Here is a 21,421-nt window from a genome sequence, read left to right as displayed (position 1 = left end):
TTGGTGCTTTGTTTGTTTTTGGTGCGTAATAAGTGCTAGCTGCCGCGATAAGTGCTGTACGAATAAGGCGAGACCAACAAAGGAATGTGGTAATGAGCTGTTTCATCAGAGATGCCGAAGCGAATAACAACGGTATTTAAGAAACTTGGCTCTTTCGATTCAATACCTTGCTTGGCGAAGTATTCATCTATCGCGAACTCTAGCTCATAAACGCCAGCGGTAAAGTTGTCAGCTTCTAGTAAAGGCTTATCGCATCGGCCGTCGCTATTTGAGACTGTGCTGTGGATGAGAGTACGCTGGCCGTCAGCATTGTGCTTGAATAACTGTATTGCAACATTAGCCGCTGCTATGCCTTTTGTTGTGTCGAGAATATGTGTTGTTAAGTAGCCCATAATGTTTCCTTAGCTAAGTGATGTCATAAAAAGAGTTTGCCTGTTTTTTGCAGACACTTTATGTGTATTATTTTTTGATATTAACAAACAATGAAAGTATTGTTTCATGATAATCAATATGTGTGCCATTTGTTTTATCTAGTTTTTAGTGATCGATGGCAATGAAAGAGCGATTACCCCGTATTTTATTAGGTGTTGGAGAGCGATTATGCAAAACGAACAAGTCTTGTTTGATTCATTAGACGAAGCGGACTTTGTTTCTTTATTTGGAAGTGTGTATGAACACTCTCCTTGGGTTGCTGAGCAAGTGTGGCGACAAAAAGCCGAGCATCCAAAAGACTATTTTGATGACATCGAGAAAGTTAAAGCCGCCATGAAAGAGGTGGTAGATCAAAGCACAGATGAGCAAAAATTGATGTTGTTGCGTGCTCACCCAGACTTAGCCGGAAAAGCAGCGTTGGCGGGTACTATGACTAACGAATCAAAATCTGAGCAAGCTGGTGCCGGTTTGGATCAATGCAGCGATGAAGAATTGGCTCGCTTTCTTCAATTAAATGACGAATACCGCAGTAAGTTTGGTTTTCCTTTTATCATGGCGGTAAAAGGCGCAACCAAAGATCAAATATTAGATGGATTTGAAAAAAGAACGCCAAATGACTGGCAAACAGAGTTTGATCGCGCGTTAAATGAAGTTCATAAGATTGCAGGCTTTCGCCTGGCTGACTTTTAAAAAGCGCTCATGCGTCAGTTGGTATTCTAAATCCCGATTAAATGCGTAGAGAATGTGTGTTTGTTCTCATTTCTTGTTGTGAGTCTTCACATTGTCTACTTTTTAATTATGTATATTTCTTAGTAACTTATAATCAATGAAATTTGGAATCTAACTGAATGAAACAAAAAGTACTCCTTGGCGTTGCGCTTGCGTCAGTTGCCATGGCTTTTGCTGCTGTGCAATTAAAGTCTGGCAGTAATGTCGATACTTCACAAGCGGTCGCCAATGCGAATTGGGCTGACAATGTCACCATTACCATTGATGATGACGAAAATACCTTTCGCTTCCAGTCAAATGGGATTCCTAGTCATGGTTTTGCAGAAAAGTATCTGATTCCCAATGATGTAGGTTCTATGCCATTTTCAGATAATGCGCCTGAGGAATTCACTGTCGTAAAATCGAGTGAATACTTTCAAGAAACAGAAGTCGATACCACGATAACCACTCAACCGACTTACATAGAAAGCACAACAGACACCACACTAGGGCGAATTGGCGTGGCGATCACGGGGGCACAAATCTTCAATGACTATGAAGATATGGAACGTTCTATCACCGCATTAGACGACAATGTTGTTCATGATCATGTTCCTTTTGTGGACGAATGTAATGGACACACCTTGGTGGATGGTACCAACTATCATTATCACGGTATTCCTTTGTGTATCACTGGGGAGCTTGATCAAGAAGGTCAGCATTCAACAATGATTGGTGTATTGGAAGATGGATTCCCTGTCTATGGAAATCACGATACAGCAGGCGCTATTGTAACCAATGATGATCTAGATGAATGCAGTGGCCATTTTGGTCCAACACCTGAATTTCCAGAAGGGATTTATCATTATCATTTAACTGCCGATGAAGCGCCTTACATGATTAATTGCTACCACGGCGATGTCGGTGATCTCGCTAAACAAGGTCACCCGCAAGGACAAGGGCCAGACTTCTCTGAAGCAGCCGTTGCTTTGAATGTGACGCAAGATGAAATCCGCCAAGCATTGGGTCAGGAAATGCCGCCTAACTTTGCAGATGCAGCAGAAAAGCTAGGTGTAACAGAAGAAGCGTTACGTGCAGCGCTACCTCCGCCGCCACAGCACTGAGTTTGCGATGATTGAAAGAATTGCCTATTTAGTGATTGGTGCGGCCATTGCTGTGACTGTGATGACTTTTTTGCCTTCACAGCAAAGCGCTGAAAATGTCATGAATACGTCTGACAGCACTATGCTTGATCCACTGGAAATGCACGACCATCCTTTGTTGCCTGTCTCTGAGACACTTCCTGTTCCATCAGTGACGCATCTAATGTTTCCTGATGTGATGGGTGGGTTTAACATTCAAATCTTAGCGCGTAATTTTGAGTTCACGCCAGCGGCCATTAATCGTCAGCCTGAATATAACTCAGGGCATGCTCATGTTTATGTAAACGGCGTTAAATACGCTCGAGTCTATTCTACTTGGTTCCATTTACCGACCAGTGTATTAAAGCCGGGTGAAAACTTGGTGAAAGTGACCTTGAATGCGAACAATCACAGTGAATGGGCAAAAAAGGGAAAGGCCATTTCCTCTGTTGTGAAAGTTGTTATACCGGAATAAAACAGGTTTCCTTATAAAATAGCTTTCCCTAGTGATCTTTGTCTTTCTCACCTTGTTTCTATATGTATAATAATCGTTCTTATTTATGATGACGGTTGGAGTATTTATGGAACTTGATGTCTATTTAATTTGTGGGCGTGGTGAAAAGGGTGACAAGTTTCAGCTTGGCCAAGTATTTAACAAAGAAGGTCACTATTTTAGAGACGAATATGATCCAACGACTCAATACAGCAATATGGATGAGTTACAAGAAGCATTAGCTAAAATGGTAAATGTAGATAAAGCGTCGTTAAAACTAAATAGAATCAATCTTTAATTCGTTTTGGCGGGATGAAAAAGGACTCTCAAATAGAGTCCTTTTTTTATGGAATCAACTCGATTTCTTGCCTGTTTCTTTATCAACAAAGTTAGCTTGAATCCGTTGGCTTAAAAAATCTGCTGCACTGATAGGTTCATAATGCTTTTCTGGGCCTTGAATGATTTGCTCTTTATTAGCTTGGCAGAAGAAAGCGATAGAATGGCGGCTACCACAATATTCATCGACTCTTGGTAGGCGAACTCTATGTAAGTTAGAGATGAGCTTGTCATCGCTCCAGCGCATAAGCATGTCACCGATATTACACGTAATGACGTTCGGTAACGGCGGAATATTCGTCCAGCGTTTTGTCTCTGCTTCGGCGCCAGGGCACACTTGTAAACCACCATGACCTTCATGCTGGAAAAGTAGTGTTAAGCAGTCGAAATCCGTATGAGCACCAGCTCGCCAAATATTGCCTTGTTTTGTTACACCTTCTGTAGGGAAATAGTGCAATAAACGTAAGGTACTTTGGTAATCTTCTTGGCTTGGATCGTGAGCCTTGGTGAAGAAGTCTCGATCAAAACCGAGCTTGTCCGCAAAGCATGAGAGTACCTTCATACCCACTTCCCAACATTGTTTTTCAAAACGCAAACTATTGGTTTGGAAATCTGGTAATTCTTCTTCACTAGGCCACAAATTGTCCATGTGGTATTGAGTAATTTGGTAAGACTCTTTTTCGTCTTTTGTGCCTGTTGAAGGGCGAATTTGGCTGCGACTTTCCCATCCTGCATTCACCCCTTTAGGTCTTGGGTATTGAGCCTTTATTGCCTCTGGTAGTTTGAAAAAACGATCGGATTCCGCGAAAGCGGCTGCAATGTCTTTGCTAGAAATACCATGATTAGAAAGTTGGAAGAAACCAATCTCTGTGGCGGCGAGCCAAAGTTGCTCGGTGATTTCTGCTCGACGGTTTTCAAAGTCGCTCATGTCGATGACACGAACCTCACGGTCATCTGCGTCTTCACCTGCGCCACCAAAAGTGGCTTCTCTTTGCAGCTCTTTAAGCTGAGCTTCTGTGGATTGATTTTCTGTTAAACGAGTAGTATTTGTCATTGCTCCCTCCAATTATGAAGTTTGATGGAGCAATGACCTGGCAATGCCTGACTGCTTCTACTCCGTTTTTTTAAAGCTATTTCAATTAAGTTTTAACTTTAGATAATAATAATTTTCGGTTTTTTATAAGATATTTTTAGGCAGTATTTTATTCAAAATGATTGCAGCTATCGCTGCTGTAGCAATTGGTGAGCTAAATAAATACTGCACTGTAGAAGGTAAAGAGTATAAGAAATCCTTAGGAATTAGGGTTAGTGCTAAGGTTAGTATCATTGGGATGGCAATTACATACATTTCTTTTTCGCCGATCTTTTCGTCCTTCATTACTTTCAATCCACTGATCGCAATGATGCCGCAAACAATAACGAATACGCCACCAATCACGGCAGCGGGAATGGATGAAATGAGTGCTGCCAACTTTCCTGAGAAGCCGAATAATACAAACCAAACTCCCGCAGCGATAAACACGCGACGACTTGCGATGCCTGTGATGGAAATAATGCCAGCATTTGTGGAATATCCTGTAACAGGTGTTGAACCTAGTAATGATGCAGTGAAGCAGCCAATTCCTTCACCGATAACACCACGGTTAATTTGCTTATCAGTTAGAGGTTGATCAATGGCATTACTTACTGCAAACCATGTCCCTGTCGTTTCAGCTAACAAAACAATATAGATGATTATCATCGTAATAATGGCTGAAATATTAAAAGAAAAACCAAAGTCAGCAAAAGGAAGTTGAGGGAAGCTGAACCATCCTGCGTTTGATACAGAGGACAAATCTAAGACACCCATAAATTCAGCAGAAAGACACCCAACGGCTAATGCAATGATGACAGAGCTGATGCGAAAAGCACGTCCATTCTTGTGGAAAGCAGATCCCAGCATGACGCAAATTATTAGAACGGTTGCAGTAATTAAGCCCAATAAAACGTTTTGATCGATTGTACCGCCGATATTGCTGTAAATGTTATTGCTTAGACCAATTGGCATTAACGTCAAGCCAACGATAAAAATAATGGTTCCTCCAACAATAGGAGGAACAAACGTTTTAACTACTTTATTAAAGACACCGGTTAAACCTAGAATGATTACTAATGCGGCGCCCGCTAAACTGGCACCTAATACAGAGCTCCAACCTAATTCACCGCCACCACTTGCTGCGTATATCCCAATGATAGCTCCAATAGGAACATAGGATGGCCCTTGTGCTATTGGTAATTTCATACAAAAATAGGTTTGAATAATTGTAGCGACCCCAGCAGCAATGAAAGTAGCTTGTATTAATGCAGAAGACTGATCGGATTGTAGGCCAATCAACATAGCGACAAGGAAAGGGACTACATAAACATCCATCGCCATGACATGTTGTAAACCGAGTAAGGCCGACTGACCCAATGATACTTTGTCATCAGGTGAAACGGTTAGTGTCTGTGTATTGTTGTTATGTTTATCATGGGTTTCTGTGTGACTGTTCATCTAAATATTCCTCTCCGGTTTTTATAGGATAGCTGCTGAAATTTATGACTTACGTGAGTGAACTTTTTCACCTTGAACCCATACCTCTTGAATATTTTCAGGGCGAGCTAGGTACATAATCTTCTGAAATACGTCGTTTAAGTCTTCGTCAGAATTAAAAATAGGTAACTTTGCTGATGAGATTTTTGTATCGATAATCTGTATATCCCATGCATAATTTTCTTCTAGGCGGCCAATCGGTAAGCTTAAGCTTGCACCGCCACCTGCAGTAGCAAAATAAAAGGCTTTGTTAATTGTGATGCGTGATGATGGTAAGCCACGCTGATCGGCTGAAAGTGCTGGATTAACGCCGTCTTCTAGCATTCTAGATGAGATGACTGCTTGCCTAGCATTGTCGAAAAGGCTAGGAGAAAAACCACCAGAAAGGTCCGAACCTAGTCCCACATCGATACCTTTTTCATGTAAATGTGAGATAGGAATGACACTGTTGGCAAAATACGCATTTGAAATAGGGCAATGTCCTATTGCTGTGCCGGTTTTAGCGAACAAGTGTGCGTCTTCATCGTCTAGAAAGTTACAGTGTGCCATCACGGATTTATCACTTAAGAGACCAAAATCATTTAATGCAAACGCATCATTTTTTTGAAACCTATCTTGTACATGGTTATGTGCCCAATCACTCTCACTACAATGGGACTGAATATGCGTATCGTATTTCGAGGCTAATTCCCCTAATCCTCTCAAAGCTGCATCGGTACAACTTGGAATGAAGCGAGGAGTGACAACAGGGTAAACCCCTTGTTTGGTTGATTTTGCTAATGTTTTAACCGCTAAAATAAACTCTTCTGTGTCAGCTAAGGCGGTTTCACTATCGACATCTCGGTAGAATGATGGGTTTTGTTCAGGGTCATCCATCACGACTTTTCCGACTAATCCACGCTGTCCTTTTTCTGCGCATATTTCAGCAAGTAATAAACTGGCTTCTTTGTGGACCGTAGCAAAATAAAGGGATGTCGTTGTGCCATTTGCGAGTAATGTACTCACTAGGTCGTCATATACTTTTTTAGCGAATGTTAAATCGGAAAACTTAGATTCAATGGGAAAAGTGTATGTATTTAGCCAATCATAAAGTGGAATATCTAAAGCGGTTCCAGACTGAGCCCATTGTGGGGCGTGAACATGTGTATCAACAAAGCCAGGTAAAAAATATTGCCCTGATTCTAGTTGGTGAAAATAAGGCTTTCCCTGATGTGCACTGAGTATAGCTTGATAGTCAGCGTCTTTTGGTGAAAGCACTTTTTCAATCATGCCATTTTCATTAATACAAAAAAGATGCTCTTTTAAAATAAGAATATCTTTCGAATTTTTACTCGTAAAAGCTGTTCCTTTGAATACTTGAGTGTACTTGCTCATCTGGTTTTCTCATTCTCTACTTGTATCGTGAATGTTTTTTTAGTGTTATTTATATGTGCTAAAAATCGACCTATTTAGTTAATTAATTAATGTGCCAGTTTCACTGCTTTTTTTACATATCTTGTACAGGCATTGCATTATTTTGAAGTCTATTATTCATTTCTTTTGAACACATAAAAAAGAGATGTGAAGTGTTTCAATGCCCATACGTTTTTTTAATTAGAAAACCGTATGAATGCTTTTACCAAAAGTCTTTGTGTAACTCCGCCGCTTCTTCTTCAAGACAAGGGCCGATGACTTCGACTTTCCGTTGGCCTGAGTCAAATACCGCGCGACAAGGTAAATCCAGCGTTGGGTTTTCTGGATGATTCCCCGTGATTTTTTTAAGGCTTGCTTCGCTAAGTCCGTAAACTAAACGTCCCAATCCCGCCCAATAAGCCGAGCCTGCACACATAGCACAAGGTTCTGCCGAAACGTACATAGTGCATTTGGCAAGAAAGTCAGGACGATGAGCTTTACTGGCGCGTGTCATAAGAATACGTTCAGCGTGTCCTGTCATGTCTAAATCAGGTAAATAACCATTTACTTGCGACATAAGCACATTTTCTTGATCGTCCACCAAAATAGCAGCGAAAGGGTGAATGCCTTGTTGTTTAGCTTCGTCCGCCAGAGCAAAGCTCTGACGGAGAAATTTTGCGTCTTTTTCGTTTAAACTCATGATATTGCCTGTTATTTTTTCTTAGGTAGGCTCCAAGGGAAGAGCCACATTTGAATCCACTGAACCGATTTGAATAAAAGCAAACTGATAACAGATAAGAAGATTAAGCCTGCGAAAGCTTGTGGAATCTTAAAGAAAGAGGTGGAGAACTGGATGAAATACCCCAAACCTTCTTCAGCTGCCACGAATTCAGCTACAACTGCACCAATAATTGCCAAAGTGATGGAAACACGCAAACCACTGAAAATGTGCGGAATCGCATACGGAATACGAATTTGCCAAGTTTCACGATAACGTGGAGCGCGTAGAGATTGGCTTAACTCAACCATTTCTGGCGGCGTTTCTAGCATGCCTGTTGTAGTGGAAACCACCAATGGGAAGAAGGTGATCAAACAAGTAATCAAAACGCGAGAAGGATCATCCGTACCAAGCAACACAATAATCAAAGGTGCAACTGCAACCACAGGCGTTGATTGGATCACAATCAAAGCAGGGTAGAGGATTCGATTCATCAACTCAGAGCGCATCATGCCAATCGATAACGGCAAAGCAATGGCGATAGATAAAGCAAACCCCATTAATGCCACACGAAGCGTTGCCCAAAGGTGCGTCATCCAACGGGAAAATTCCACATTGAAAAAAGCTGTCACAATGGCAGAAGGGGAAGGCAAAATGTAATTAGGCACTTTGCCAACCACGCAGATGATTTCCCATAGGATAACCAAGCCGATAAAAAACAAGGCAGGCGCAAAACGGTTTACCTGATATTTTAACCAAGACTTAAGCGGGAGTGTTTGGTTCATAAATATATCCTCGGATTAAATCAGTTAATTCAGCAAAACGTGTTGAGTTAATGGTTTGCTGTGAACGCGGACGGGGTAAATCAACCTCAATTAAATCCAGAACCGTGCCAGGACGTTTGCTCATAACCAAAATGCGGTCAGACAAAAGAACGGCTTCAGTAATGGAGTGAGTGATAAAGAGCACGGTTTTTGGTTGAGATTTCCAGATGTCCAACAAATCAAAACCAATTTGCTCTCGGGTCAACGCGTCCAATGCAGAGAAAGGCTCATCCATTAATAGAATGTCAGGGTTCAATAGCAAAGCGCGAACGATACCAACACGTTGCTGCATGCCGCCTGATAGCTCGTCTGGCATCTTGTCTGCGAATTGCGTTAAACCTGCCATTGCAAGGAGCTCGTTGGCTCTTCTTTCGTCCGAAGCGCTGTAGCTGCCATATTTATGTTTGAGTGGGAAAAGGACATTTTTGCGTACAGTTAGCCAAGGCAGAAGGTTTGCTTTCTGAAACACAATGCCTACGTCATCACGAGGTTCAGTAACAGGACGATTGAAAACCGACACTTCCCCATGAGAAGGGATTAACAAGCCTGCAACCATGCGTAATAGAGTGGATTTACCACAACCAGAAGGCCCAACCACAGAGACAAATTCATGTCTGTGAATATCAAGATCAATATTTTGCACAGCCATTGCCGCATCAGGGCGTGGGTCATATTTATGACCCACGCCTTTCATGCTGACATAAGCTGAACCTGTTGAGCTTTCGCTCTCAAGAGGCTTATTGTCCATCTGAATTACTCCGGAGTGAAGGCTGTGTTTACAGTAGTTTGAGGGTCTAATGAAGTCTCAGATAGACCATTTGCTTCAGCAACGTATTCCCATGTTTGCTGAATGCGCGCTGGATCGAATTTGCCCACACCATCTTTCTCAGTCACATCGTTATAAACCAAGTTGGTGATGCTTTTCAGCTGAGCGGCAACAATGTCAGCATCCACTTCTGGCACCATTTCGTGAAGGTCGATACCGGCTTTTTCTGGGTATTTATAAGAGAACTCGATTGATTTAGCGAATGCTTTGATGAAGCGTTTTGCCACATCAGGGCGTTCTTCTAGGAACTTCTCAGAGGCTAATAGAGACGAACTGTAAAGTGATAGACCTGAGTTTGACCAAGGCATTTCGATGATTTCTTTGCCTGCACCAGCGGCTTGAGACTCAAACAAAGCCGTGTTTGTTACCCATGCGATGATGGCATCTGCGTTGCCTGTGATCATCATTGGAGACAATGCACCTGGATCAGATTTCACAAGTTGAATGTCATCTTCAGCCAAACCATTTTGTTTTAACACCAAAGGTAAGAAAGCATTAGAAGAAGTGAAAGGCGATGTCGCTACTTTTTTCCCTTTCAAATCTGTAATGGAGCTGATACCGCTGTCTTTTAATACGAAAAATGCGTGAGGAGCTTGAGTAAAGTAAGGAAGAACCGCCACGACAGGCACATTGTCTTGTGCTTTTGCTGCCATTAACGCGCCAATGTCTGAGCTGCCTATGTCAGACTGGCCTGTTGCCATTTTTGTTAATGCATCGGTAGAACCACGACCGCTGGCAATTTTTACTTCCAAATCTTCATCAGCAAAAAAGCCTTGTTGGATACCGACATAAACAGGAGCTTTGTCGCCACCAGGTAACCAATCTAATTGAAATGTCACCTTATCTGCAGCCATGGCTGAGGCACTTGCAACTAAGCCTGCTAATAAAGAAAGACGAAGAGTGGTTTTCATTACTGCTTTCATAAAAAGTCTCCAACAGAGTGAGGGGGTTTAGAATCTTTTGTTTCAGTCTAATTATATTTAGCAACATTTGTTCCAATTTTTATAAATTCAATAAAAACAATGGCTTATTAGAATTTATGTAATATTGTGGCGCTTTTTTATCTGGTTTTGAACTGTTTTGGTGCGACTAAAATGGTCGATATGAAACAAAAGGTGCATGAAAATGAGACGGGCGTTTCATGGTGAAAACGTTGGAAACAAAAAAGGAGTCGTCAGACTCCTTTTCTTAATTAGGCTCTCTCGCTGTAAGCTTGGGCTTGATGTGAGATTCTGTTTATTGTTTAAACTGGATCATCATCGTAAGAGCGCGTCCGCCATGTTTGATAAGCAGACTTATCATCACTGCAAGCTTCTAATGTAAGCGTTTTGATTTGATGCTGAGAGGTGCCGCCGCGACCAAAGCGTGTTTCTTCTCCTGCTGTTAGGCATAAATCAGGTGCTGCAACTGGGCTAATCTTACCTGAGTCCGAAAACGAAATAGATTGCAGTTCGCTGTTGTTACAAGTTGCGAGACCTAATTTAGCTCCTGCTTCTAAACCCGTTAACGTCGCACAAACATCGTAATTCGGCATATAGAGTTGATTGTCTGAAAGATGACTTGTTTCAAAAATCTGATCTTCCCCTAGCTCGCCGCGATAGCTATAGCAGGTGTGAGTCTGTAAACCTTTGGAAATATCTATGTTGCGATTGCCGCCAGCCACATCAAAGCAGTAACCATTCAAAATGCCATTTAGTTGATCGACCAATGTAATCTCTACTTTTTCAGCGGAAGCTTGTGACGCCTGAAAGATCAGAAGAAAGAACATACTCGTTAGAAAGGTGAGCTTTTTCATAATAAATCCTTTGGTATGAGGTGAAAGTAAATATAAAGAATGACCTTCTGGTTTTACAGGCCTTAAAGATAGAATTTACTTACTTTTACTCAAGCCAATTCATGATGGTCACGGTCGCCTGTAGTCTTTTGTTTTTTTATATTGCTGTAAGTAATGCTTTGTTGGTGAAGGTAACGGAAAGATGGTGCTATGATAAGTAAAACAAGAATATAACCTTTCTGAATTGAGGCATTCTGCCCATGTTGTACCTAAACAAATTGTTATCTGTATTTGATTTTTCTGCCTTAAAACACATTCAATATCGTCATTACTTTTTTGCTTCTTGGTTTTCTACGCTCGCCGTTTGGATGGGACGATTCATGTTCGGTTGGTTGGTTTGGGAGCAAACGGAATCCTTTTTCTGGGTGGGAATTATTAGCTCGGCGTTGTTGATTCCAACCTTGATCATCACGCCATTCTTTGGTGTTGTGTCAGACCGTATTGATTTACGAAAGGGCATGTTGATCTGGCTTTCTTGCCAATCTTTTATTGCTTTTGTGGCGTTTTGCCTTTTTGTCTTTTTCTCTCCGAATTTGTTTAGTCTAATCTCATTGGGATTGATTTTTGGCTGTGTGGCGTCTGCAGGTTCGCCATTGCGTTTGTCTTTGATTCCTCGATTAGTGGATCAAGAAACCTTGCCGAATGCGGTTGGTTTAGGGGCCATTATATTTAATTCGTCTCGGGTGATTGCGCCCGCCATTGCTGCTGCGTTATTAACCATCATTGCTCCAGAATACATCTTTCTTATCAGTGCGTTGTCTTTTGTGGTAGCGGTACTTTTTAACACTCGCCTTAGCGCTTTACCACCCGCGAAGCGCGAGAAGAAACAAAGTAAACTGGAAGACTTAGTAAAAGGCTTTCGCTTTGCTTATCAATCAGAATTTATTCTGTTAATGCTCTTAATGACCTTGGTAAACAGCCAAGTAGGGCGGGCATTAATGGAGCTCTTGCCAGCATTATCAGGTACTTTCACACAAGGTCAGCCACATGATTTGGCTGTTTTGACGGCTTGTTCTGGCGCAGGTTCGATTCTTGGAGCTTTATTTATTGCTCGTCAAAAAGGTGAGAAACAGCGACTCATGAAACTCATCATGGCAGCCATGCTGGGAACCGCTCTGACCATTGCTCCTATCTTATTGATACCGCCTGTTTTCATTCTTGGTGGATTAATCTGTTTAATCAGTTTGTTAATGACCGTCATTGGCACAGGTTCACAAATATTAATTCAGCTTTCTACGCACAATGAAATCCGTGGGCGAGTGATGAGCATTTGGATCATGATTGCCCTTGGTGGCCCAGCGGTTGGCGCTTTCCTCATGGGCGCTGTTGCTGAGTTTATTGGCTTTAATCTCATGCTGGTCATCATGTTGACGTTGGCGTGTCTTGGCGGCGTTTGGTTGGGATTGAAAAAGACAGCATACTGATATTAGTAAAAGTGTTTTAAATATTGAAGGGAGTCTTATGGCTAAATTAATCGCGATTTTAATAGTTGTTCTAATTAGTGTTTCTCTCAGTAGCTATCTGTATGTCTCTTTACAGCGTGGAGCTTATATAAGTGCAACTAGCTTTGAAATGAGTCTGTATGAAGTCGTGACGGTTGCTATTCAGCTATTAATTTTAATTTCAGCTATATGGGCAGTAATAACTAATAGAAGGTTAATTAAATTACAAGATGAGCAATGGTCGAATGAGGTCTTGATTAGGTACGAAAAAGAAGCCTTGATTGAATTAAAAAGAAAAGTGTTTGATTGTTCCCAATCTTTTAGTTTCTGGCATAGACAGTATTTCTTGCCAACGACATTTGGTTATCAAAGGGGGAAAAAGGGACAAGATGAAATTTATGAAAAACGGAAGAAGGAAGGTTACTCCATTGATCGATCATTGGTCGTAAAACACTACAACAAAATGAGTGATTTAAACCGTTACTTAGCTGCAAATCAAAGTGTGTTTTTGAAGTATGGGTTATATGAGGCTATGGCTAACTTTAGCTTTGTATTCAGACTATTAATAGTTATTTACGCTAACCCCAATTTATCGTTTGTATTAACCGAAGATACAGAAACTTCGTTAAGGTATGAGCGGGAAGATTGGAAATGTAGTGTGAAAATGTTTGTTCTTGCTTACAGGTGCGAATTTAAAGGGGAAATGCCAAATGAGAGTTCTAATGATGAATTTCAAAACAAAAGCTTTGTAGATTTTGAAAAAGAATTTAATGAATACATAGAAGAGCTTTTTCAAAGAATTCAAGGGATGAGTGGTATTCTTGATCAAGCAACAACATATGGTGCGCAAGAAAGTGACAAGAGAGTTGGTTTTGCCGGCTTTCCGTTAATAGAGGATTAATCTGTATTTTTATTTCTGTCGTGCTGCAAGCTTCTTATAGATGGCATCTTTATCTCGCTTGCCGATGGCGAGTACATAAACGACAACTTCCTCGTCTATCACTTCATAAGCCAATCGATAACCTGATGTTCTGAGTTTTATCTTATAAACAGCATCATAGCCACGCAGTTTGGATGCTGGAACATGAGGGTTGTTCAAGCGCTCTGCGAGTTTTTTCTTAAATTGCGCTTGTATCGGTGGTGCTAATTTACGCCACTCTTTTAACGCTACAGGAAGGAACTTAAGCTTATAAGTCATTCAGGCTTACTTCTACCGCTTGGGACAAGTCTGCTCGGCGTTCGGCAACCATCTTAGATAGTTCAATATCGTCGATTACTTCCATTAAGTATTCGTACGTTTCTGCAGGTACTAAATAAGCCGCAGGCTTGTTGTGATTGAGTATAGCAATGGCTTCGCCATCAGCTTCATTCAATAGCGCGGTAGGATTTTTCTTTAATTCGGAAATGCTAGCAGAGTTATTCGCGAATATTTGTCTCATGATTTCACCTAAAAAGAGCTTTATTTAGTGCTTATTTTAGATCTAAGTTTTACTTTTTGCTATCTTTTAAATTCAGAGGTATGAAGAGCGAGAGTACAAAAGTGTGTTTTGCAATCTCGATGAAGAGGTCGGCTGGAATTTTGCAAAGAGATAAGTGCCTACTATTTATTCATGAAATGGGAAATAAAATAAAGTTTGTACGATTGGTCAAGTTTTTGCATAATCTAATCAAAGAATTTTGAGGAGAGTGCTTTGAAGTTTGTACTGAATGATGAGCTGATAGAAGATAATACCTTGCCTAGCGACTTTTCTGCGCTACGTTATTTACGAGAAAAACGCGGTTTAACGGGCACCAAAGAAGGGTGTGGTTCGGGTGATTGCGGTGCCTGTACGCTTCTTGTTGGTGCACTGGAAGAAGGTGAGTTGAAATATTCCACCTTTAACTCCTGTATTACGCCCGTGCAATCGCTGGACGGAAAACACGTTGTGTCGGTGGAATACCTTTCTGATGCGGACAAATTGCACCCAGCTCAGCAAGCCATGGTGGAGCATCACGGTTCCCAATGTGGTTTTTGCACACCGGGCATTATTCTCTCCCTCGCCAGCCTTTATGAAAACAGCCAAGCCTCTGATAAAACCATAGATCGTGAATCCGTTTGTGATGCCATTTCTGGTAACTTATGCCGCTGTACTGGCTATCGCCCGATTATCGATGCTGGATTGTCTATGCAAAATGAAACGGCTTCACCTTGGTCAAATCTTGCAGACAACACAGAATCCGTCAAAGCCAAACTCGCCAGTTTGCAAGGCGAAGCGAAAGCCGCCAACAATTACTTTCAGCCTCAAACGCTTGCTGAGTTCTTAACGATCAAAGCAGATCATAAAGACGCTACCTTGGTTGCGGGTGGAACCGATTTGATGCTGGAAAATACCCAGCGTTTCCATGACTTTGGTGTGCTGATTGATGTCTCTCAAATCAATGAATTGATCAAGATTGAAGACAACGGCACCCAATTGACCATTGGCGCGTCGGTTACTTACAGCGAATTAGAGCAGTTCAGTAAAACCCGTTATCCGCACCTTTATCACCTTCTTGAGCGCATTGCTTCTCGCCAAATTCGTAATCGCGGAACCATCGGCGGCAACGTGGCGAATGCCTCCCCAATTGCCGATATGCCGCCCATTTTATTGGCATTTGATGCGGACATTCAGATCGTGAATTTGGATGGCAGCCAGCGTACGGTTAGCATTCATGATTTCTACCAAGGCTACAAACAAACCGTATTAACGGAAGGCGAAGTGATTGCGTCTTTTACCATGGAATTAGCTACATTAGCCGACTTCCATCGCTTTTATAAAGTGTCCAAACGCATGGAAGACGACATTTCCAGCGTCATGTTAGCGACTCGTTTTGCCGTGACAGAAGGCAAAATCATCGACCTTCGTTTGGCCTTTGGTGGCATGGCAGCCACACCGATTCGAGCGAAAAAGGCCGAAGCCGCTTTGCTCAACAGTGACGTGAATGACGAGCAAACCTTGTCCAATGCCTTGGCGATTCTCAAAGACGAATTGACGCCACTCAGCGACATGCGCGCCAGTGCTCGTTACCGTTCCGATATGGCGTGCAACTTAGTGCGAAAAGCTTGGTTAGAATTGAATGGACATTCGATTCCGACTTTCTCTGGTCATCCTGTGTCAGACGCTTCCCTCGGTTATGAACTGACGTCCAACACTAGCCAAAGTACTCAGCAAGGAGGAGCGTCTCATGCGTAAGCTTCCAAACGATTTAACCATACAAAAAGACAATGCCAAGGTCGCTGGACAAACCTTTAACAACAAACTCAAACAACCGATTCATGAATCGGCGAAAAAACATGTAACAGGCGAAGCCATCTACATTGATGACATGCCAGAATGGCCAAACGAATTGCACGTGGCAACAGGCAAATCCACCGAAGCGCACGCGGACATTGTCAGTATTAATCTAGAAAAAGTACGTGCTTATCCGGGTGTGATCGACGTGATTGTGCAATCGGATATTCCTGGCGAAGTCGATGTGTCGCCTGTATTGAGTGGTGATTTACTCTTAGCGGGCGATTTTGTGCATTACATTGGTCAGCCTATTTTTGCGGTGGCCGCGACCAGTTTTCGTGCAGCGAAACAAGCGGTGGAATTAGCGGAAATAGAATACAAAACCCGCGAAGCCACTTTGCATCCGAAAGAATCTTTAGCGCGCCAAGAGTTCGTTTTGCCAACTCACACTATTTCTTGTGGCGATGTGTCAGCGGCCATGGCGTCTGCGCCTCGTAAGATCAAATCTGACCTTTACATCAAAGGCCAAGAGCACTTTTATTTGGAAGGACAAATCAGTGTCGCCACGCCAACCGAAGACAACGGCGTCGTGGTTTATGCTTCGTCTCAGCATCCAGCGGAAGTGCAAAAGCTGGTGGCAAAAGTGCTTGGCGTGCCAGTAGGGCAAGTCTTGGTCGAAGTGCGGCGCATGGGCGGTGGATTTGGCGGTAAAGAATCTCAAGCGGCGGTATTAGGTTGTATGGCGGCGGTGTTGGCGATTCGTAATCGTCGTCCAGTAAAATACCGAATGCCACGCCAAGACGACATGGTGCAAACGGGTAAACGCCACGATTTTTGGAACAGCTACGAAGTGGGCTTTTCAGAGGAAGGGGAAATTCTTAGCGCCGAATACGACATGGTCGGTAAATGTGGCTGTACAGCGGATTTATCGGACGGTGTTGTCGACCGCGCCATGTTCCATGCGGACAACGCTTACTTCTTACCAAATGCTCGCATCAGCGGTTATCGCGGTAAAACTCATACAGTATCGAACACGGCTTTCCGTGGTTTTGGTGGGCCAAAAGGCGTATTGCTTGCGGAAACCGTAGTAGAAGAAATCGCCTGTTCTGTAGGCAAAGACGCTTTGGATATTCGCAAGCTCAATTGTTATCAAGATGGCAAAAGCAAAACCCCTTACGGCCAAGAAGTGGACGAAAATGTCTTACTGACTCTGATGGAAGAGCTAGAAGAAAGCTCGGATTATCGTGCTCGTCGTAGCGCCATTCAAGCATTCAACAAGCAAAGCCCATTTGTGAAAAAAGGCTTGGCGCTGACGCCAGTGAAATTTGGTATTTCCTTTACCTCAAAACACCTTAACCAAGGTGGCGCTTTGGTTCATATTTACACGGACGGCAGCGTTCACGTGAGCCATGGCGGAACGGAAATGGGCCAAGGTTTGTACACCAAAGTGGCGCAGATCGTCGCGAAAACCTTTGGTATTGATTATCAGCGTGTGAATGTTGGCTCGACTCGTACGGATAAAGTACCGAACGCGTCGCCAACGGCCGCGTCTGCTGGAACGGATTTGAATGGCATGGCAGCACTTGATGCAGCGCAAACGATCAAAGTCCGTTTGCAAGAATTCGCCATGGAACACTTCGGTATTGCGGCAGAGGAATTCGCCATTGAAGACGACACGGTTTCCCTTGCTAAAGAAACCATGAGCTTCCCAGAATTCGTGAAGTTGGCTTATATGAACCGCGTGTCGCTTTCGTCTACTGGCTTTTATAAAACCCCGAAAATTGGCTACGACAGAAAAGCCGCCAAAGGTCGTCCGTTCTTGTATTACGCCAATGGCGCAGCGGTCGCGGAAGTGGTTGTCGATACCTTTACGGGAGAATACAAAGTCACTCAGGTGGATATTCTTCATGACGTGGGCGCGTCCATTAACTCGGACATTGATATTGGCCAAATCGAAGGGGCGTTTGTGCAAGGCATGGGCTGGCTCACCTCGGAAGAATTAAGCTGGGATGAAAAAGGGCGCATTACCACCAACAGCCCAGCCAACTACAAGATTCCAACGTCGGCGGATGTGCCAGAGAAATTCAATGTGAAGCTGTTTGATCGCGCCAACAGTGAAGAGTCGGTTTACCGTTCTAAAGCCGTGGGCGAGCCGCCGTTAATGCTGGGCATTTCCGTTTGGTGTGCTTTGAAAGACGCTTGTGCCGCCATGAGCGATCACACATTCTCGCCACCTTTGTCTGTGCCAGCCACGCCAGAAGCCGTGTTCTACAGCATGCAAGCGGCGAAAGCTTTTTTCGAATCGAATGATGTGCCGAACAGCGCCACAGAAAAAAGCGCCTAAGGAGTCAAGTTATGATGTCTTCAATGAGTTGGATTCAAGCCTTAGCCGAAGTGGAAAAAGCAGGGCAAGCGTGGGTGATTGCCACTGTCATCGGCACTCAAGGTTCAGCGCCGAGAGAATCGTCTAGCAAGATGATCATCACCGCGGATCACACCTTCGACACCATAGGCGGCGGGCAGTTGGAATACGCTGTCTGCCAAAAAGCCCGAGGCATGTTGCAAGGGGAGCACACAGGCGCATCTCACTTGTTGGAGCATTTTCCTCTTGCCGCGAAAACCAACCAATGCTGTGGCGGTTCGGTCAGTGTGCTGTTGGAATACTTCCCAGAACCCGCAACGAAAATCACCATCTTCGGCATGGGACATGTGGCCTCTACCTTGGTTAATGTGTTGGGCAACATGCAAGCTAAAGTGTCTTGGATAGACAGCCGCGACAACCTCGCCCAAGACCAAGAAGTGAAAGGCTTACCAACCAACGTCACACCATTTTTGTACGAATCTATGCTGGACCACGTAGAGAAAATGGGCGCAAACGAAATTGCTCTTATCATGACCCACGACCACGCACTGGATTACCAACTGACCGAAGCCTTACTAGACCGCAAAGACTGCCGATTCATCGGACTCATCGGCTCCAAAACCAAAGCACTACGATTCCGCAAACGCCTCGCCAGCGCCTCATTCAGCCAAGCAGAAATCGACTCCGTCCACAGCCCAGTTGGCTTACCTGAAATCGAAGGCAAAAAGCCCTTCGAAATCGCCATCTCCATCTCCGCACAAATCATCCAACTCACCCAACAAGGGCTACCAGAAACCAAAAAACGTACTGGATTGACGTGGAAAGAAATCAACAACAGCTTAAAACAAAAAACCGTAGGTCACGATGAGGGAGGAACGACCGTGATCTGACATTGAAAACTCAGTTTTCATCTCTGATATTCATATCTGAAACGAAAATCGACACTGGAAACCTTCATTAACCCATGCTAGATTAGCTTTCCTTAATAGAATGAAAATAAAGTGACTAACGGATGGTTAACCCTTTTAAAATAAGGAGTATTAATGTATTACTTTTCTTCGCTATTCATTGAAAACCTAGTAATTGTTTTTTTCCTTTCGCTAATTCCCTACTTCGCTTTAAGGAAGTTTTTTTATGGTCATTTTTCATTTATTGACTATATACTCTGCATTACCATCTCTACCTTTCTGGCAACATTAATAAGAATATTTCTATTGACCTATAATATAATGTCGAATTTAAATGGCTCCAGTCATACAGTTATATTTATAGCAATATTGCCAATAATAACATCAACTATAACATTCTATTTCTACGACTTAATCAATGCATCCTTTCTGAAAGCAACAGAAATCAATTATAAAGAAGAAAGATTATCTGAAAAATCCAAAAATCAAGCAAAACTAATTTTTTCGTCTTTGGTGCTGATTATTTCAAATGTTTTTATTTTTGGGATACTACCTTTTATATTGATAATTACATCATTATTCTTATCAACAAAAAACCATGACTTAAAAATAGTATCCTCATGTTCAAAGCTTATACTTATTATCTACAAAATAGCATTAATTTTTTCCATGCTTATATTATCTCAGTCAGGTCAGATGGAAGCTGAAATTGCTGTTGTAACTCTAGTATTTATCTTAATTGGGCTGGTTACGTTATATTGCACATTTATATTGTTTTTTAAAACTATATTAGAAACAAACTTCTTTTTCAGAGCTGGTAAAGTAAATTTAAATTTTAAAAAAATAACATTAATAAAAAGGTCTTCAAACAAAACAGAAGACCTTTATAAACTATCTATTTTGAGAAATAACGGTGATATAAATGAAGAAGAGTTTATAAAGTTAAAAGAAAAAATATTAAGCTCCTAGTATGTTTGTCAAAAATTTAACAGGCTGCCAATCCTGAAAAACCTGTCATACCAGGGCTTTTTGTTTTTTACTTGAGAGTGTAAGTGCACTGTATATAACTGCAGTGCACTTTCTCAAGAATGAGTTGATTTATGCCTAAATCAAGAAGCCAGCAAATCCGTATTGACGATACGCCTTGAAGTGTCTGTGGAAATGTTCAGAAATGGACTCATGGACATCAGTTGGTTTATGAAGGAGCAATTCAGCATTGCTATACGGTGAATAGAGCTGGCGAATTCACCGTATAGTCAAAACCTTAACGGCTAATTTTTTGGTTTAAATAAACGAACAGTGGCTAATACAACGCTGTAAAGCATAGTAAATAACATTATGCCAACCGCTGTTTCATGCAGATTAGCAACACCCCACACATTCCCCGCAAGGTCTGTGATTACTTCGTCACTGTTAATTTGATGCAGGTAATGGCCGATGTAAGACAGTCCAATCAATAAATAGAAAATGACTGGTTGTAACCAGTATGACTTTTTCTCAGTATCGCCTGTCTCAATAATGATCTGACTATTTTTAGATAGATATATTGCAAAAATTTGCATGAATACATAACAGGTTAGATACCAACCAAGGAAGTTTACCAGTGGCACACCAAAGATACCGCCAGCATTTTCCCAAATCCAAATGCCATCAAATGTTGAAGTGAGAGGGTCTTGGACTAAGTCAAACTGACACATAATAAAGGCACTGACAGCAGGCAATGCAATCAGGTTGAATTTTTTATCCAGATGTTTGTCAGCGTGATCAAGAAGGATCGAACCAATTGTCCATGACATATATCCAACCGCAATATAAACAGGACCAACCAAAACAGGAACCTGATCAATATGCAATCCACCAAGGGTGTAATGATAATTACCAAAAGGGAAGCCTGTGCGAATGCTCATATCTTCCAGAATGGTGCTGATAATATAAGCGGTAGCGACAAATATGAATGTACCTTTCCAGCCATATCTTTTAGGTGCGTGCATTAATACGAGGATAGAACCAAGTAAAAATAGCTGCCCTGTACTGTGCTCCATCTGACCACCAAAGACTATGATGGATATTAAATAGAGGCCTATCAAAAGCCATCTTGCGATATGTAACTTGTTTCCTGATGTTGATTTATTCATCTTAATTTCTCATATTTATAGGATCATATTGAATGATGTAAATTAA

The 21,421-nt window shown here is 42.2% G+C and carries 22 protein-coding genes; 10 read left to right on the top strand and 12 right to left on the bottom strand.

The window, feature by feature from the left end; translation table 11 throughout:
- Nucleotides 1-35: 35 nt before the first annotated feature.
- The gene (uraH, locus tag AC0L46_RS02560; RefSeq protein ID WP_473505516.1) at nucleotides 36-392 is read right to left on the bottom strand and encodes a hydroxyisourate hydrolase; all 357 of its coding nucleotides are present in this window, start codon (nucleotides 390-392) and stop codon (nucleotides 36-38) included.
- A 208-nt stretch (nucleotides 393-600) separates the two neighbouring features.
- Here uraH and uraD point away from each other — a divergent pair, with 208 nt between their 5' ends.
- The 4 genes from uraD (at nucleotide 601) to AC0L46_RS02540 (ending at nucleotide 3,073) form a co-directional block, all read left to right on the top strand.
- Complete coding sequence (gene uraD, locus AC0L46_RS02555; protein ID WP_414680791.1) at nucleotides 601-1,122, top strand: 2-oxo-4-hydroxy-4-carboxy-5-ureidoimidazoline decarboxylase; 522 nt, start codon at nucleotides 601-603, stop codon at nucleotides 1,120-1,122.
- Between the two features lie 158 nt (nucleotides 1,123-1,280).
- The gene (locus AC0L46_RS02550; protein WP_473505513.1) at nucleotides 1,281-2,264 is read left to right on the top strand and encodes a YHYH protein; all 984 of its coding nucleotides are present in this window, start codon (nucleotides 1,281-1,283) and stop codon (nucleotides 2,262-2,264) included.
- The gene (locus tag AC0L46_RS02545) at nucleotides 2,233-2,757 is read left to right on the top strand and encodes a hypothetical protein (protein WP_473505511.1); all 525 of its coding nucleotides are present in this window, start codon (nucleotides 2,233-2,235) and stop codon (nucleotides 2,755-2,757) included. Before AC0L46_RS02550 ends, AC0L46_RS02545 begins: the two co-directional genes overlap by 32 nt.
- 106 nt (nucleotides 2,758-2,863) lie before the next feature.
- Nucleotides 2,864-3,073 carry a hypothetical protein gene (locus AC0L46_RS02540; RefSeq protein WP_317004347.1) on the top strand — a complete coding sequence of 70 codons (210 nt, stop codon included), beginning with the start codon at nucleotides 2,864-2,866 and terminating at the stop codon, nucleotides 3,071-3,073.
- Nucleotides 3,074-3,127: 54 nt separating this feature from the next.
- Here AC0L46_RS02540 and AC0L46_RS02535 read toward each other — a convergent pair whose 3' ends face one another.
- From AC0L46_RS02535 to AC0L46_RS02500, 8 genes are all read right to left on the bottom strand, one after another.
- Nucleotides 3,128-4,165, bottom strand: coding sequence for an isopenicillin N synthase family dioxygenase (locus AC0L46_RS02535; RefSeq protein WP_473505509.1), 1,038 nt, complete (start codon nucleotides 4,163-4,165; stop codon nucleotides 3,128-3,130).
- 123 nt (nucleotides 4,166-4,288) lie between these two features.
- On the bottom strand, nucleotides 4,289-5,644 hold the full coding sequence (locus AC0L46_RS02530) for a uracil-xanthine permease family protein (protein WP_473505507.1): 1,356 nt from the start codon (nucleotides 5,642-5,644) through the stop codon (nucleotides 4,289-4,291).
- A 42-nt stretch (nucleotides 5,645-5,686) separates the two neighbouring features.
- Entirely contained in the window at nucleotides 5,687-7,057 is a 1,371-nt protein-coding gene (gene guaD / locus AC0L46_RS02525) for a guanine deaminase (RefSeq protein WP_473505505.1), read from the bottom strand.
- 241 nt (nucleotides 7,058-7,298) lie between these two features.
- Entirely contained in the window at nucleotides 7,299-7,775 is a 477-nt protein-coding gene (locus AC0L46_RS02520; RefSeq protein WP_473505503.1) for a nucleoside deaminase, read from the bottom strand.
- Nucleotides 7,776-7,786: 11 nt separating this feature from the next.
- Complete coding sequence (locus tag AC0L46_RS02515) at nucleotides 7,787-8,578, bottom strand: ABC transporter permease (RefSeq protein WP_414682443.1); 792 nt, start codon at nucleotides 8,576-8,578, stop codon at nucleotides 7,787-7,789.
- Nucleotides 8,556-9,365, bottom strand: a complete 810-nt coding sequence (locus AC0L46_RS02510; RefSeq protein ID WP_473505501.1) for an ABC transporter ATP-binding protein — start codon at nucleotides 9,363-9,365, stop codon at nucleotides 8,556-8,558. Before AC0L46_RS02510 ends, AC0L46_RS02515 begins: the two co-directional genes overlap by 23 nt.
- 5 nt (nucleotides 9,366-9,370) lie before the next feature.
- On the bottom strand, nucleotides 9,371-10,366 hold the full coding sequence (locus AC0L46_RS02505) for an ABC transporter substrate-binding protein (protein ID WP_473505499.1): 996 nt from the start codon (nucleotides 10,364-10,366) through the stop codon (nucleotides 9,371-9,373).
- Nucleotides 10,367-10,686: 320 nt separating this feature from the next.
- Nucleotides 10,687-11,238: a ricin-type beta-trefoil lectin domain protein gene (locus AC0L46_RS02500; RefSeq protein WP_473505497.1), complete on the bottom strand. Its 552-nt coding sequence runs from the start codon at nucleotides 11,236-11,238 to the stop codon at nucleotides 10,687-10,689.
- 239 nt (nucleotides 11,239-11,477) lie between these two features.
- Here AC0L46_RS02500 and AC0L46_RS02495 point away from each other — a divergent pair, with 239 nt between their 5' ends.
- A complete protein-coding gene (locus AC0L46_RS02495) occupies nucleotides 11,478-12,701 on the top strand; it encodes an MFS transporter (RefSeq protein WP_473505495.1) in 1,224 nt (407 codons plus the stop codon).
- A 37-nt stretch (nucleotides 12,702-12,738) separates the two neighbouring features.
- Entirely contained in the window at nucleotides 12,739-13,620 is an 882-nt protein-coding gene (locus tag AC0L46_RS02490) for a hypothetical protein (protein WP_473505493.1), read from the top strand.
- A 9-nt stretch (nucleotides 13,621-13,629) separates the two neighbouring features.
- Here AC0L46_RS02490 and AC0L46_RS02485 read toward each other — a convergent pair whose 3' ends face one another.
- Together AC0L46_RS02485 and AC0L46_RS02480 are read right to left on the bottom strand one after the other, a co-directional pair.
- On the bottom strand, nucleotides 13,630-13,917 hold the full coding sequence (locus tag AC0L46_RS02485; RefSeq protein ID WP_473505491.1) for a type II toxin-antitoxin system RelE family toxin: 288 nt from the start codon (nucleotides 13,915-13,917) through the stop codon (nucleotides 13,630-13,632).
- On the bottom strand, nucleotides 13,907-14,158 hold the full coding sequence (locus tag AC0L46_RS02480; protein WP_473505489.1) for a type II toxin-antitoxin system Phd/YefM family antitoxin: 252 nt from the start codon (nucleotides 14,156-14,158) through the stop codon (nucleotides 13,907-13,909). The genes AC0L46_RS02485 and AC0L46_RS02480 overlap by 11 nt, the downstream gene beginning before the upstream one ends.
- Nucleotides 14,159-14,410: 252 nt before the next feature.
- Here AC0L46_RS02480 and xdhA point away from each other — a divergent pair, with 252 nt between their 5' ends.
- The 4 genes from xdhA to AC0L46_RS02460 all read left to right on the top strand — a co-directional run bounded on the left by xdhA (nucleotide 14,411) and on the right by AC0L46_RS02460 (nucleotide 20,209).
- A complete protein-coding gene (xdhA, locus tag AC0L46_RS02475) occupies nucleotides 14,411-15,931 on the top strand; it encodes a xanthine dehydrogenase small subunit (protein ID WP_473505487.1) in 1,521 nt (506 codons plus the stop codon).
- Complete coding sequence (gene xdhB / locus AC0L46_RS02470; RefSeq protein WP_473505485.1) at nucleotides 15,924-18,314, top strand: xanthine dehydrogenase molybdopterin binding subunit; 2,391 nt, start codon at nucleotides 15,924-15,926, stop codon at nucleotides 18,312-18,314. Before xdhA ends, xdhB begins: the two co-directional genes overlap by 8 nt.
- Nucleotides 18,315-18,325: 11 nt before the next feature.
- Nucleotides 18,326-19,222: a xanthine dehydrogenase accessory protein XdhC gene (gene xdhC, locus AC0L46_RS02465; RefSeq protein WP_473505483.1), complete on the top strand. Its 897-nt coding sequence runs from the start codon at nucleotides 18,326-18,328 to the stop codon at nucleotides 19,220-19,222.
- Between the two features lie 339 nt (nucleotides 19,223-19,561).
- The gene (locus AC0L46_RS02460; protein WP_473505481.1) at nucleotides 19,562-20,209 is read left to right on the top strand and encodes a hypothetical protein; all 648 of its coding nucleotides are present in this window, start codon (nucleotides 19,562-19,564) and stop codon (nucleotides 20,207-20,209) included.
- 302 nt (nucleotides 20,210-20,511) lie between these two features.
- Here AC0L46_RS02460 and AC0L46_RS02455 read toward each other — a convergent pair whose 3' ends face one another.
- The gene (locus AC0L46_RS02455) at nucleotides 20,512-21,282 is read right to left on the bottom strand and encodes a carotenoid biosynthesis protein (RefSeq protein ID WP_473505479.1); all 771 of its coding nucleotides are present in this window, start codon (nucleotides 21,280-21,282) and stop codon (nucleotides 20,512-20,514) included.
- Nucleotides 21,283-21,421 lie beyond the last annotated feature (139 nt).

This window comes from Marinomonas sp. 15G6-16 (assembly GCF_055809555.1).
This window is presented reverse-complemented; position numbering and strand designations above follow the sequence as displayed.

What these genes read in the sequence shown, in the direction of transcription:
- xdhC (WP_473505483.1), top strand. Translation starts at nt 18,326, where the DNA reads ATGATGTCTTCAATGAGTTGGATTCAAGCCTTAGCCGAAGTGGAAAAA.
- AC0L46_RS02535 (WP_473505509.1), bottom strand. Translation starts at nt 4,165, where the DNA reads ATGACAAATACTACTCGTTTAACAGAAAATCAATCCACAGAAGCTCAG.
- AC0L46_RS02505 (WP_473505499.1), bottom strand. Translation starts at nt 10,366, where the DNA reads ATGAAAGCAGTAATGAAAACCACTCTTCGTCTTTCTTTATTAGCAGGC.
- AC0L46_RS02500 (WP_473505497.1), bottom strand. Translation starts at nt 11,238, where the DNA reads ATGAAAAAGCTCACCTTTCTAACGAGTATGTTCTTTCTTCTGATCTTT.
- AC0L46_RS02510 (WP_473505501.1), bottom strand. Translation starts at nt 9,365, where the DNA reads ATGGACAATAAGCCTCTTGAGAGCGAAAGCTCAACAGGTTCAGCTTAT.
- AC0L46_RS02480 (WP_473505489.1), bottom strand. Translation starts at nt 14,158, where the DNA reads ATGAGACAAATATTCGCGAATAACTCTGCTAGCATTTCCGAATTAAAG.
- guaD (WP_473505505.1), bottom strand. Translation starts at nt 7,057, where the DNA reads ATGAGCAAGTACACTCAAGTATTCAAAGGAACAGCTTTTACGAGTAAA.
- AC0L46_RS02495 (WP_473505495.1), top strand. Translation starts at nt 11,478, where the DNA reads ATGTTGTACCTAAACAAATTGTTATCTGTATTTGATTTTTCTGCCTTA.
- AC0L46_RS02490 (WP_473505493.1), top strand. Translation starts at nt 12,739, where the DNA reads ATGGCTAAATTAATCGCGATTTTAATAGTTGTTCTAATTAGTGTTTCT.
- AC0L46_RS02515 (WP_414682443.1), bottom strand. Translation starts at nt 8,578, where the DNA reads ATGAACCAAACACTCCCGCTTAAGTCTTGGTTAAAATATCAGGTAAAC.
- AC0L46_RS02530 (WP_473505507.1), bottom strand. Translation starts at nt 5,644, where the DNA reads ATGAACAGTCACACAGAAACCCATGATAAACATAACAACAATACACAG.
- uraD (WP_414680791.1), top strand. Translation starts at nt 601, where the DNA reads ATGCAAAACGAACAAGTCTTGTTTGATTCATTAGACGAAGCGGACTTT.
- uraH (WP_473505516.1), bottom strand. Translation starts at nt 392, where the DNA reads ATGGGCTACTTAACAACACATATTCTCGACACAACAAAAGGCATAGCA.
- AC0L46_RS02520 (WP_473505503.1), bottom strand. Translation starts at nt 7,775, where the DNA reads ATGAGTTTAAACGAAAAAGACGCAAAATTTCTCCGTCAGAGCTTTGCT.
- AC0L46_RS02460 (WP_473505481.1), top strand. Translation starts at nt 19,562, where the DNA reads ATGTCGAATTTAAATGGCTCCAGTCATACAGTTATATTTATAGCAATA.
- AC0L46_RS02550 (WP_473505513.1), top strand. Translation starts at nt 1,281, where the DNA reads ATGAAACAAAAAGTACTCCTTGGCGTTGCGCTTGCGTCAGTTGCCATG.
- AC0L46_RS02455 (WP_473505479.1), bottom strand. Translation starts at nt 21,282, where the DNA reads ATGGAGCACAGTACAGGGCAGCTATTTTTACTTGGTTCTATCCTCGTA.
- AC0L46_RS02485 (WP_473505491.1), bottom strand. Translation starts at nt 13,917, where the DNA reads ATGACTTATAAGCTTAAGTTCCTTCCTGTAGCGTTAAAAGAGTGGCGT.
- xdhB (WP_473505485.1), top strand. Translation starts at nt 15,924, where the DNA reads ATGCGTAAGCTTCCAAACGATTTAACCATACAAAAAGACAATGCCAAG.
- AC0L46_RS02540 (WP_317004347.1), top strand. Translation starts at nt 2,864, where the DNA reads ATGGAACTTGATGTCTATTTAATTTGTGGGCGTGGTGAAAAGGGTGAC.